Source organism: Acinetobacter sichuanensis, assembly GCF_003024515.2.
Classification (GTDB): domain Bacteria; phylum Pseudomonadota; class Gammaproteobacteria; order Pseudomonadales; family Moraxellaceae; genus Acinetobacter; species Acinetobacter sichuanensis.
The window spans coordinates 208,307-220,520 of sequence record NZ_PYIX02000002.1; the positions used below are offsets into that span (position 1 = coordinate 208,307).

12 protein-coding genes are annotated in these 12,214 nt (G+C 39.4%); 3 read left to right on the plus strand and 9 right to left on the minus strand.

Annotation, left to right across the window (positions count from 1 at the left end; all coding sequences use genetic code 11):
* Window positions 1-15 precede the first annotated feature (15 nt).
* On the plus strand, window positions 16-828 hold the full coding sequence (locus tag C9E89_RS02440; protein WP_107006856.1) for a GIY-YIG nuclease family protein: 813 nt from the start codon (window positions 16-18) through the stop codon (window positions 826-828).
* Between the two features lie 59 nt (window positions 829-887).
* Here C9E89_RS02440 and katG read toward each other — a convergent pair whose 3' ends face one another.
* Window positions 888-3,077: a catalase/peroxidase HPI gene (gene katG / locus C9E89_RS02445; protein WP_107006857.1), complete on the minus strand. Its 2,190-nt coding sequence runs from the start codon at window positions 3,075-3,077 to the stop codon at window positions 888-890.
* 314 nt (window positions 3,078-3,391) lie between these two features.
* Here katG and C9E89_RS02450 point away from each other — a divergent pair, with 314 nt between their 5' ends.
* Both C9E89_RS02450 and C9E89_RS02455 read left to right on the plus strand, forming a co-directional pair.
* Entirely contained in the window at window positions 3,392-3,874 is a 483-nt protein-coding gene (locus C9E89_RS02450) for a thiol-disulfide oxidoreductase DCC family protein (RefSeq protein ID WP_107006858.1), read from the plus strand.
* Window positions 3,852-4,253, plus strand: coding sequence for a DoxX-like family protein (locus C9E89_RS02455; protein WP_107006859.1), 402 nt, complete (start codon window positions 3,852-3,854; stop codon window positions 4,251-4,253). The genes C9E89_RS02450 and C9E89_RS02455 overlap by 23 nt, the downstream gene beginning before the upstream one ends.
* Before the next feature lie 139 nt (window positions 4,254-4,392).
* Here the strand turns inward: C9E89_RS02455 and C9E89_RS02460 are convergent, their stop codons facing one another.
* From C9E89_RS02460 to hcaE, 8 genes are all read right to left on the minus strand, one after another.
* A complete protein-coding gene (locus C9E89_RS02460; RefSeq protein ID WP_107006860.1) occupies window positions 4,393-5,511 on the minus strand; it encodes an MBL fold metallo-hydrolase in 1,119 nt (372 codons plus the stop codon).
* Window positions 5,511-6,452 carry a cation diffusion facilitator family transporter gene (locus tag C9E89_RS02465; RefSeq protein ID WP_107006861.1) on the minus strand — a complete coding sequence of 314 codons (942 nt, stop codon included), beginning with the start codon at window positions 6,450-6,452 and terminating at the stop codon, window positions 5,511-5,513. The genes C9E89_RS02460 and C9E89_RS02465 overlap by 1 nt, the downstream gene beginning before the upstream one ends.
* 198 nt (window positions 6,453-6,650) lie before the next feature.
* Window positions 6,651-7,880, minus strand: coding sequence for a 3-phenylpropionate/cinnamic acid dioxygenase ferredoxin--NAD(+) reductase subunit (gene hcaD / locus C9E89_RS02470; protein WP_107006862.1), 1,230 nt, complete (start codon window positions 7,878-7,880; stop codon window positions 6,651-6,653).
* 1 nt (window position 7,881) lies between these two features.
* Window positions 7,882-8,850: a 3-carboxyethylcatechol 2,3-dioxygenase gene (locus tag C9E89_RS02475; protein WP_107006863.1), complete on the minus strand. Its 969-nt coding sequence runs from the start codon at window positions 8,848-8,850 to the stop codon at window positions 7,882-7,884.
* A gap of 326 nt (window positions 8,851-9,176) precedes the next feature.
* Window positions 9,177-9,992, minus strand: coding sequence for a 3-phenylpropionate-dihydrodiol/cinnamic acid-dihydrodiol dehydrogenase (gene hcaB / locus C9E89_RS02480; RefSeq protein WP_107006864.1), 816 nt, complete (start codon window positions 9,990-9,992; stop codon window positions 9,177-9,179).
* Window positions 9,993-9,994: 2 nt separating this feature from the next.
* Window positions 9,995-10,321 (minus strand): 3-phenylpropionate/cinnamic acid dioxygenase ferredoxin subunit, encoded by a 327-nt coding sequence (gene hcaC, locus C9E89_RS02485; protein ID WP_107006865.1) that lies wholly within the window; start codon window positions 10,319-10,321, stop codon window positions 9,995-9,997.
* Complete coding sequence (gene hcaF / locus C9E89_RS02490) at window positions 10,321-10,839, minus strand: 3-phenylpropionate/cinnamic acid dioxygenase subunit beta (RefSeq protein ID WP_107006866.1); 519 nt, start codon at window positions 10,837-10,839, stop codon at window positions 10,321-10,323. The genes hcaC and hcaF overlap by 1 nt, the downstream gene beginning before the upstream one ends.
* The gene (gene hcaE / locus C9E89_RS02495) at window positions 10,836-12,203 is read right to left on the minus strand and encodes a 3-phenylpropionate/cinnamic acid dioxygenase subunit alpha (RefSeq protein ID WP_107006867.1); all 1,368 of its coding nucleotides are present in this window, start codon (window positions 12,201-12,203) and stop codon (window positions 10,836-10,838) included. Before hcaE ends, hcaF begins: the two co-directional genes overlap by 4 nt.
* Window positions 12,204-12,214 lie beyond the last annotated feature (11 nt).

Sequence of the window (12,214 nt, forward strand, 5' to 3'; positions counted from 1 at the left end):
ATTAATGGAAATGTTATGTCAAATCATATTTTACTCAATGATCTTCTCAACCTCGAAGATATAAACAATACAAAAATTAGATTTAATATGATGTTTGAAGGTAATTGGAATCCGATAGAGTTATTCCAAAATGGCAATATACAAACAATGTTAGATGGTCAGTATTGGAACTATGAAAAAACTAAATCATACAAAGAAGGACAAATAACTCTTGGCTTTGTAAAAATAAATACAGATCTTTGGCTTCTTTTCCATGTTGGACGAATAACACAAGATTTAAATATTTTTAATGGTGTTGGTTATACTTTTGAAAATTTAGATCAATACACAAAATTTTGTGGTCGATTAATTATTCGGTATAAAAATAAAAGTACTAATCTAATACGTTTAGCTAATTCGGTGATTAATCAATGCGAAGTCTATCAAATACTACCTGATGTTTTTGATCAAGATATTTTTCCAGGTTACGAAAATGTAAATATTTCCTGGAAAGACCTCCAACGAGTTATAACAAAAGAAGCTTGGAAAACAGCTCTTAAAAATCAAAAAGCTGTGTATCTTTTAACAGATAAGTCCAATGGTAAGCAATATGTTGGTTCTGCTTATGCAGAAAATATGCTTTTAAATAGGTGGCAAAATTATATTATCACTAGACATGGAGGTAATGATCAATTAAAAAAACTCACTAATGAGCACATTGAAAATCACTTTTACTTTTCTATCTTGGATATATTTAAAGCAAAAACAGATGATCATATTATTCTCACACGGGAGTCATGGTGGAAAGAAACTCTACTTACAAGAAGATTTGGTTATAACTCTAACTAAAATAACTATTGCTCCACAAAAAACCGCCCTCAGGCGGTTTTTTTAAATCTTAAATTTCTTTATTTCACATCAAAACGGTCAGCATTCATCACTTTCGTCCATGCCGCCACAAAGTCTTTAACAAACTTCTCTTTGTTGTCATCCTGAGCATACACTTCAGCATAAGAACGCAGAATCGAGTTCGAACCAAATACAAGGTCTACACGCGTTGCTGTGTACTTCGTTTCGCCTGTCGCACGACTCACGATGTTATAAGAGTTCTTACCCGTAGGCTTCCAGTTATATGACATGTCAGTCAATGTCACAAAGAAGTCATTGCTGAGTACGCCTACTTTGTCGGTAAACACGCCGTGTTTTGAGTCAGCATAGTTCGCGCCAAGTACACGTAAACCACCAATCAACACCGTCATTTCAGGGGCAGTCAAACCAAGCAATTGCGCACGATCCAATAATAATTCTTCAGGCTGAACGGCGTATTCTGCTTTTACAAAGTTACGGAAACCATCTGCTTTAGGCTCAAAGTCCTCAAAAGAATACGCATCGGTTTGTTCCTGAGTTGCATCACCACGCCCTGCAAGGAATGGAACTTTGACGTTCACACCTGCATCTTGTGCGGCTTTCTCAACGGCTGCTGTACCACCCAGAACAATCAGGTCTGCAATGCTGACTTTTTTAACCAATGTGCCCTGAATTTCTTCAAGTTTCGCCAGAACTTTGGCTAAACGTGCAGGCTCATTGCCTTCCCAGTCTTTTTGTGGAGCAAGACGGATACGAGCACCATTTGCACCACCACGATAGTCCGAACCACGGAAAGTACGTGCACTGTCCCAAGCTGTTGCAATCAGTTCAGCAGATGTTAAACCACTGCTTAATAATTTGGCTTTAATATTCGCGACATCTACATCAGACAAGGTGTAGTCTGCTTTTGGAATCGGATCTTGCCAGATTAAATCTTCAGCAGGAACATCAGCACCCAAGTAACGGGTTTTTGGTCCCATATCACGGTGCGTCAGTTTGAACCATGCACGGGCAAATACATCAGCCAGTTTTTCTGGGTTGTGATAGAAATCTTCTGCAATTTTGCGGTATGCAGGGTCAAATTTCAGTGCCATATCGGCATCTGTCATCATTGGGTTACGGCGTACATTCGGGTTATGTGCATCAACAGGTTTGTCTTCCTCTTTGATATTCACAGGTTCCCATTGTTTTGCACCCGCAGGGCTGAGGGTTTTTTCCCATTCGTAAGTAAACAATAAATATAAAAATTCATTATCCCATTTGTCAGGGTGAGTCGTCCATGCACCTTCAAGACCACTGACCATGGTATTGCCTGCATTGCCCGTGCCTTCTGAGTTGTGCCAGCCTAAGCCCTGAAACTCGACATCTGCGCCTTCAACATCTGCGCCAAGGTTTTCCGCCTTACCATTACCATGCGCCTTACCAACGGTATGACCACCTACTGTTAATGCAACGGTTTCTTCATCATCCATGCCCATACGGTCAAAGGTCACACGCATGTCCTGCGCGGTACGTAATGGATCCTGCACGCCATCAACACCTTCAGGGTTCACATAGATTAAACCCATTTGCACTGCGGCAAGTGGATTATCCAATGATGAACGATCCTGATCATCTTTATAACGTCCTTTGGTTGGCGCCAACCACTGACGCTCTTCACCCCAGTAAATGTCTTTTTCAGGTGCCCAAATGTCTAGACGACCACCACCGAAACCAAAAGTTTTTAAACCCGCAACTTCATAAGACACGGTACCTGCCAATACAATCAGGTCACCCCAAGACAGTTTGTTACCATATTTTTTCTTGATTGGCCAAAGTAAACGACGACCTTTATCGGTATTGACATTGTCAGGCCAACTGTTCAATGGTGCAAAACGTTGGTTACCTGTATTTGCGCCACCACGACCATCCTGTTTACGGTATGAACCTGCCAAGTGCCATGCGGTACGTACAAACATTCCAATATAGCTGCCATAGTCAGATGGCCACCAGTCTTGACTGCTGTTGATCAGTTCTCTTAAATCTTGTTTAACTGCTTCTAGATCTAGTGATTTGAATGCTTTGGCATAGTCAAAATCAGGATCAAGCGGATTAGTTTTGCTATCGTGTTGTGAAAGAATGTCTAAATTTAGTGCATTTGGCCACCAATCCGTATTGTCGGTGCTGGCTACACTGGTTTGTCCACCTGCCTGATGAAATGGGCAACCTGAAGCTGGCGTGTTGTTATCCATAGTTCTTCTCCGCATACAATTATAAAATAAAGAGATAAAGCAAGTTTTGTTGAATAGTTTACCCCTAAGAACATAGCTGTTTTTTTTGATAAATTACAGCAAATTTAACGAATTAAAACAATCGGATAATCCTATTTAAAATATTAAAAATAAATGACTTTTTTATTTTCAAAGGGATAGCTTTTTTTTATTTTATGTTACACAATTACACTGAATCTTTTTTAAATTCGAATGTTATTTTCGATTTTTCCAATATAAATTTTCTATGATCAATAAATCAGTTATATTTTAAAAAAGTCTCTGAAACTTAATCTATGTATAACAATAAATCGCTAAGTTTTGATTCACATCAAATTGCCAATATCATCGAGCAGCACAATATTATTCTGTTTGATGCAATCTGCGTCATTTGTAATCATTGGGCAAAATTTCTTATTCAATATGACCATGCTGCTTATTTTAAACTCGCTTCGGTTCAATCGCCTCTAGGAGAAGCCATTTTAAAATATTATGGAATGTCAACAACAGACTATACAACGATGGTCGTTATTCATCATGGGCAACGTTATATCGAATCAACGGCATTACTCAAAGTCATGCAGTCTTTAGGTTTGCCTTTTTCTTTGATGCAAGCAGGCTATTTTATACCACGCCCATTGCGAGATTTTTTATATCGTCGTGTTGCACTAAATCGTTATCAAATTTTTGGTACAACAAATGACTGTATACTTCCATGTGCCGAAAATCAGCAGCATTTTTTGGAAAACGTTATTTATGCAAATAGAAAAGAAAATTAAAAATATACTGTTAACACTACATTTGGGTTTAGCAATTTTATGGATCTATCAAGGGCTGGTTCCTAAAATCATTGCTAAATCTGTTGATGAACAGCGTTTTTGGGCAATATTTTCTCTGCCTGAACAAATCATGTTTTTTTTAATCAACATCGTGGGGCTTGCTGAAATATTATTTGGACTCTGCTTTCTTTTATTTAAGAATAAATTATTAATTTCATTACATTATTTAAATTTATTTGCAATGTTAGGATTGAGTATTTTTGTGGTTATTGTCCATCCCTTATATTTTACCGCTGCATTTAATCCTTTTGTAATGAATGTTGCGATGGCTACGCTTTCCCTCGTAGCAATTCAAGTCTTAAAAATACAAAAAATCTGAATGAGTTTATCATCCGATTTTGCAATGATTGGTTTAAAAGGCAACAAAAGTAGTAAATCATCTGTTCTAATTCATGTATTGCAGTCTACTCCTGAATTATCAAGATCATGATTTAGCTACTTTTATTACCAGTATTTATTTAGACAATTAATTTTCGTCCCTCTTTAATACAATAGAATGGATTCATCAATTTCGATGAGTTTTTCATTGCATTTTGTAGGTCTTGCTCAGGTTGTTCTCGACTTTCATCTGTTAACTGAAATGTTCGATAATGGATCGCTAAAGAACGTTTAGACTGTAAATCAATATGTGCTTGAAAAGCATCCTGCGGATTCATGTGCATATAACGCATCAACTCTCGCGGCTCATAAGCACCAATTGGAATCAAAGCAATACGTGGTGTACCTAAACGCTTCTGAATCTCTTTAAAATGAGAGGAATAACCTGTATCACCCGCAAAGAAAAAATGACCATGTTGCGATACAATCGAAAAGCCACCCCATAATGCAGCATTTTGATCACGTAGACCTCGTCCTGAACCATGTTGTGCAGGTGTATAAACGATTTTTAAATTTCTAAAGAGTGCCGATTGCCACCAATCCATTTCAATCACATGCCAATCATCGGGTAAATAATGACTATTGCCTAAACCCGTATAAATTGGCATTGCAAATTTATTGTGCAACCAACGTAAACTTGCCAAGTCCATATGGTCATAATGATTATGACTCAACAATACCGCATGAATTGTAGGTAAATGCTCTAATGCAATTCCCATTGGAATAACACGTTTTGGACCACGTCCTTGCTTTGGACTAACATGGTCTGCCCAAACAGGATCGGTTAAAAAGTTATAAGGTCCGATTTGTAATAAAACCGTTGCATGCCCAACAAACCAAACTTGCCAATCATTTTCAGGTGCATTGGGTCTATTTTGTGGTAAAGCACGTGGTGTTGCATAAAACTCAGCAGCTTCTTTCGCTGAATCTACATTCCACGTTGAAGACTTTCGAGTGCTGAGCCATTTCACTAAATCCCAATGCCGATTACCTTCAGGTCTACGGACAGGATTAAAAAATTTCTCTCCATTATGATGATCTGAAGCAAGAACTCTAAATACAGGTCTATACCATGTATGAGCTAAACATGTTTCAGTCACTAAACGATAATGGAGTTGTTTGGTCGTTACAGTTGTAACAACTTCCGAAGTTTGTAAAGTACGATCTTCAATTGGATCCTGTTCAATCTCTTTTGACATTACGACTCTAAACGCCCTTTCATTCTTTCTAACCACATTTGTTGTGTTTGCGGTTTAATAAATAACGCAATAATTTCAGGATGAATGTGTTTAATCTTGGTTTCAATACGATTAACACAAGCTTCTATTTCATCTGAAGTTAAATTATCTTTAAATTCCAAACTGAGTGAAGCAATCACTTGGTGTGCTCCCATTTGTTCAGTCAAAACGCCATTCGCATAATGTACAGCTGGATCTTCCTTCGCCACTTTTAACACATTTTGACGCAATTGTGGATCAGCAATTTCACCTAAAAGTAATCCTTTAGTTTCTCTTGCCAATAACAATGCTGAAACTGCCAAAACAATCCCAATCAAAATGGACGAAATTCCATCAAGAATAGGCATATTCAGCTGATGTGCTAAGAATATCCCGACCAATGCAATGAATAAACCTATTAATGCAGCAGAATCCTCAAAAAGTACAGTAAATGTCGTCGGATCTTTACTTCGTCTAAATGCTTCGAAGTACCCCATATTACCTTTTAGTTTTTTAAAAGATCGTAAGGCAACAAACCAAGAACTTCCCTCACAAAGAATAGCAACACCCAAGACAATATAATTCACATAAGGTGACGTCATTTCCTCAGGATGCAAAACATGTTGAATGCCTTGATAAATAGAAACAACCGCACCTAATGCAAAAACCAATAAAGAAACAATAAATGCCCAAAAATAAAGCTCTCGCCCATATCCAAAAGGATGCTTTGCATTTGCTGGTTGTTGCGATTTTTTGATGCCATATAAAAGTAAAACTTCATTTAAAGTATCTACAACAGAATGAATTGCTTCACTCAACATTGCAGAACTATTTGTTATATAAGCAGCAATAAACTTCACTAAAGCAATCACAAGATTACCAAGAAGTGCTGCATATACAACAATTTTATTTGAATCTGACATTTATTGTCCTAATTTATTATCATCAAATACAGTCATTTGATTTTTATCTGTATTTTAAGCCATATTGTCTTACTTACTTGTAGTTTTCCTTTATTTTTTGTTGTTTTTCATCTTTGCCTGTTGCTTTAGCATGCATCTTTCTCAAAACATAAAAAAGCCCAAGTTTAAACTTGGGCTAAATGGCGTCAAAATTAAATTTTATTTAACCAGTTTACGTAAGTCTTGTGTTAAATCGAGATATTTTTCCATCTCAAATACTGATTTTTTACTGATCAACTTTTTGAGATGACGCATATCTTTAGCAGCATTTACTGTAATTCCAGCAACGATTTGACTGTCGCTGACACCAAACATCACAAAAGAATTTTCAGAACCTTGAGCAACATCCATTTCACCACGAATATGCCATTGCGATGCAGCCATATCACCAACAAATTGGAAGTTAATCTCCAATTGGTCTGTCCAGAACCATGCAGGATTTGGCGTAGGATGTTCAACATTCATCACATGACGTGCAAAAATACCTGCTTGGAGATTAGCATTTTCCCAAGTTTCCACACGAGCATATTGACCATTGGCACGTAACTGAGTCGCCACATCGCCTGCCGCATAAATATCAGGATGTGAAGTTTGACAGTTTTCATTGACTTGAATAGCAAAATCGACGTTTAAGTTTGCATCAATTGCAAGCTGTGCATTTGGAATAATCCCAATACCATAAACTACCGCATCTGCACGAAGTTCTTCACCATTTTCAAGGATGACCACAACTTCTTCACCATCAAGCTGACAGCCAGCAATCTTGGTTTCAAGACGGACGTCAATGCCTTTTTGACGATGTTGTGCAAGCAGAAACTCACTCAGAATAGTTGGTGAGCAACGTCCCATTACCATTGAACCCATTTCAATCACAGTCACCTGACAGTCTTTGAAACGTGCTGATGAAGCCAGTTCTAAACCAATCACGCCACCACCGATTAAAATAATACGGCGACCTGCTTGTAAAACAGGAACCAAAGCTTGTGAATCTTCAAGATTACGCAAGGTATAAACGTGTTTACCTAATGCATCGAAATTTGGTAAACGACGTGCAGCTCCACCAGTCGCAAGCAACAACTTGTCATAGGCAAGCACTTCACCATTTTTTAATTCAATATTGTGGGTTTCAGGATTGATTTTCACCACGCCATTGCCACGAATAACATCGACATTCAACTGCGCCAGTTTCTCGGCTGAAAGAATCTCAATTTTGGTGTCTTCAGGTTTAAGGATCACATCTTTCGAAAGCGGTGGACGTTCATAAGGCAAATGTGCTTCATCCCCAACAAGGATGATTTTACCTTCATATTGATGAGCGCGCAGTTCAATGATGGCACTTGCCCCTGCTTGTCCTGCACCTACAATGACGATGGTTTCGATGTTACTCATATCATTCACCTTTTAATTCTGCCGATACAATGCCAAAACCTGCAATCCATTCACTGATCGCTTCATAGCAATGAATCGTCATATCGTATTGCCCTAATTCTGCTAGTGCTGCAAAAGCTGCCATCCAAGAACGGACTTCTTGACCGCCACGACCACCTTCTTTACGAATATCGTCTTCAGTCATTTTCTCAATACTTGCAAAATCAGCATGTTTGAATAATTCAAGTAGGCTTGCATCCCATTCAGGATTTAAGGGTACTGAAACAGATTTATCACCTGCTGCCAACCGCTGACCCACGGAAATGATTTTTGCCTGACGTGCTTGACGAGCTTCCGCTGTTGGATGACGACCACAAATCAAAAATTCTTCCACTTCAGGCGGTACTGCACCCATTTGCGGAGTTGGTGGATCATGTGAAAGCCCGCCTGTCCCTAAAATAAGAACACGCTCATTTTCAAGATTCAGCGATTTAATAAATTGACCAACAGCACGACCTAAAGCCAAAGTACGTTTAGTTGTTGGCATGGGTGCTGCTGCACCATTGATAAAAATTGGAATCGTTGGATAACGATCTAGTTTCCCATCGCATAAAAAATGTAAAGGTTGAGTCACACCATGATCTGCTTGCATACGATATGAATAAGCAACATCGACACCTTCATCCAAAACTTTACGTACTAGACCTAGCGCAGTTTGTTCAGGCACATCAATTTTGGCATGGTCTTTACCATAATCCCAATCCCCTGCTGCTGTGGCACGTATACCCACACAGAACGATGGCATCAAGTCATAAAAGAAACCATTAAAATGGTCAGGACCAAAAGTAATGATTAATGTCGGATTATAGGCTTGAACTTCAGTAGCCAACTTTTCAAATGTTGCACGAACCACTTCTTCCTGACGTTTTTCGGCAGGTGAAGCAAATTCCATTAATGGGCTATGCGAAGCACAAATAAGTTTAACGGTCATGTTGGACTCCGAAAGAGAAGTAGTGGCAATACTTCTTAATCTCCCCTCTTGCACAGCCATACTGTTCAGATTTTAAAAAGAGGGAAACTAATACACAAAAGTGAATTTAATTTATTAATTAGACTTATTACGTAAACCATAAAATGTTCAGATTTTAAATTTGAGACATATTTAAAAATGTCTCGGGCGTTCCTTCTTCCTTCGGGAGAAGGCTAGGATGAGGGGCTCTAAAAAAACCTCTCCCTAACCCTCTCCTAACAGGAGAGGGAACACTCAATATTGATCTAAATCAATCTGAAAATTACTTTAGTGATCTAGTAAACCCATCACTCATCAAAAAAACCCGCACGAGGTTGACGCAAACCACGAATTCCCAAACCACACTCAGCATTAATTAAAACACCTGTAAGCGGTCGGTTATTAGCACGAGATGCAAGTAAGACATATGAACCTGTCATATCTTCAGGTTCAGGTAAAAAGTTCAGTGGCATACCACGTGCAATTTTTTCAGGGTCACGTGCATCTAACAAACCAAGATTTTCCTGACCTAATGATGCAGCACCTTTGATATTGACATTCATACCTGATGGTGCGACCGCATTGACACGCACTTTCGGTGCAAGTTCATATGCCAATTCTTTCATCACCCCCACACCTGCATGTTTCGATGCTGTGTAAATTGGTCCACCACCTGCGGAATACAGTGCAGAGTTAGACAGTGTAAAAATGATTGAACCTTCAGATTTGACCAACTCATCTAAAGCTGCTTTTGCACCTAAAATCAAAGATTTGGTGTTAATCCCCATAATCTCATCAAAGGCTTTTTCCAACTGTTCACCGCTCATATTGACGATGTCAGCATAGTGATCCCAAATACCTGCATTACCAATAAAGCAATCCAGTTTTCCAAATCGCTCAATCGTGGCATTCACTGCTTTTACATTATCCGCAAAGTTGGCAACATCGCCGACGACAGTGACAATCTGATCCCCAAAGCGCTCATTCAGTGCATCCACTTTAGCTTGTGAACGTTGTAATACCGCTACTTTTGCACCTTCTGCAAGGAAACGCTCCACCAAAGCCAAACCTAGACCTGAACCGCCCCCTGTAATCAGTGCAACTTCACCTTCGAGCCAACCCATGCTTATTCTCCTGACATTTCCACGTATAAGGCACCATCTTCAACAATCACAGGGAATGTTTGAATTGGATCTGTTGCAGGCAAGCACAGTGCTTGACCTGTTTTCAAACAGAAACGCGCTGAATGTAACGGACATTCCACTGTGCCATCATCTTCAAGATAGCCTTCAGACATCGACGCATTACCATGTGAACAACGGTCATTCATCGCAAAGAAATCACCACCATTGTTGAATACTGCAAGTGCTTCAATGCCATTTACACCACAATCTACTTTGAGTGCTTCGCCTTCATCCAACTCGTCGATTTGGCATACAAAAATTTTGTTCATTAGAAAAAGATACTCAAGTTATGTGAGTTGTAAGTTGCTTGATCTAGCATGATCTTACGATTAAAGATTTGGAATCCTAAGCCATCTTCCACTTTACGCAGTTTGTCGTGACGCTTACCGCAGTAGATGGTGACATCTTTTTCTTTCTGCGTGCGGTAAAGTAAATACGTCACATAAACATCGTATTCATCTGCAATATCAGTGGCTTCAATGATGACATTTGACACCATATGCGTTGTACGTGAAGGTGGTTCTTCTGCCCAAGCCATCCCCGTTTCTAAACGGGCAACACGGCGTTCTAACAAATCTTTAGTGTCGTTAAATACCCATGTTGTTGGTGGCTCAACTGAACGACGACGGTCACGTGTTTGTGCATTTGGAGTAGTACGTAGCGTATAAGAAATATCTTCAGCTAAAGTAGCTAACCAATCGCGGAATTTCCAATCATCAAGCAATTTGGCTTCACGATAAAGAAACTGACTAATTTGATGTTGAAGTTCTAAACTGATCTGACTCATTTGATTAGCTCCTTCTCATATTCGTCAGCTGCTTTTTCCACGTCTTCCCATTTTTCATGAATGAGTAAATCTGCCCAACGGCGGTACATACCACGCGCTGCTGTTTCAGAGAAAATATAGTTGGTAATCCCCGGAATGCCATCTTCACGGACTTTCTCATTCCCTTTACCCATTTCCATGATTAAACGGTTTTGACGCGCTTTATAACCACGTAATACTTTTTGAATTTCGATCCAGTTTTCAGAGTCATCTTGCTCAAGGAAACCTGCAGGACCGAATGCACGTGTTGCTGAACGTTCAAATGCTTCTTTTACTTCTTGTGAAGCTTCAGCATCTGCAATACAGAATGCCCATACTTCTGTTTTATTTGGACCACGTGGATGCCAGACACGAAGTGTCGCTGTACCGTTCAACCAAGACATCGTTGGGAACATCGTGTTGTGACCTGCCAAACGCAAAGCACGCACCTCACCTAAACGTTCTTTTACTTCTTCATATGTTTCACGGAAATAGTTGGCAACTTCACCATCGACCCAGACGTTTGCGTCTGGTTTTTCTGTGAAGAAAAAGCCTGAACCATGACCACGTGAACCATATTGGATGGCATCTTTTGCTGTTTCCCAAACTGGACGAGCGGTTTGAGCTGCACCTAATTTTTTCGATGAGTCATCATCTGGTTTTGCACCCAAAACCTGAATCGCAGATGCATGTGAGAACAAAGCATGGTATTGGTCAGATGCGAACTGTTCAGCAGCAAATTTCCAATTACACTCGATTTCCCATTTGTGTACACCGCCAATGATTTCTGTCCCACCTGAACGACGGTCAACGACACCATCTAAATACCAAGCGATATCACCCATGTATTCTTCTAAATCTGGTGTGGTTTCATCCCAACATCCGAAAATTAAGCCTTTGTAAGATTTCACACGGTTGACTTCAATCAAACCCCATTTTTCTTTACATGCACCTTGTGGAAAAGCTCGGTCTTCTAATGGAATATCTTTTAAAGAACCATCTGTGCCATATGACCAACCATGATATGGGCAAGTAAATGCACGTGTATTACCACAGTCTGCAAAACTCACACGCATAGACCGATGACGGCATTGGTTTAATAATGCTTTGATTGAGCCATCTTTTTGACGAACCACGATAATTGGATCTTCACCCATGTAGGTATTGAAAAAATCACCTGCCTTTGGAATTTGGCTTTCATGGCAAAGGAATAACCAAGTACGACCGAAGACTCTTTCGAGTTCGAGTTCATACAATTCTGGATCTGTATAAATGGATGGCGAGATACGTCCATTTTGTGCATCGACTAAAGCGTCGATTTCACGCACATCTATTTTTCCACTCATGAAAGCTCTCC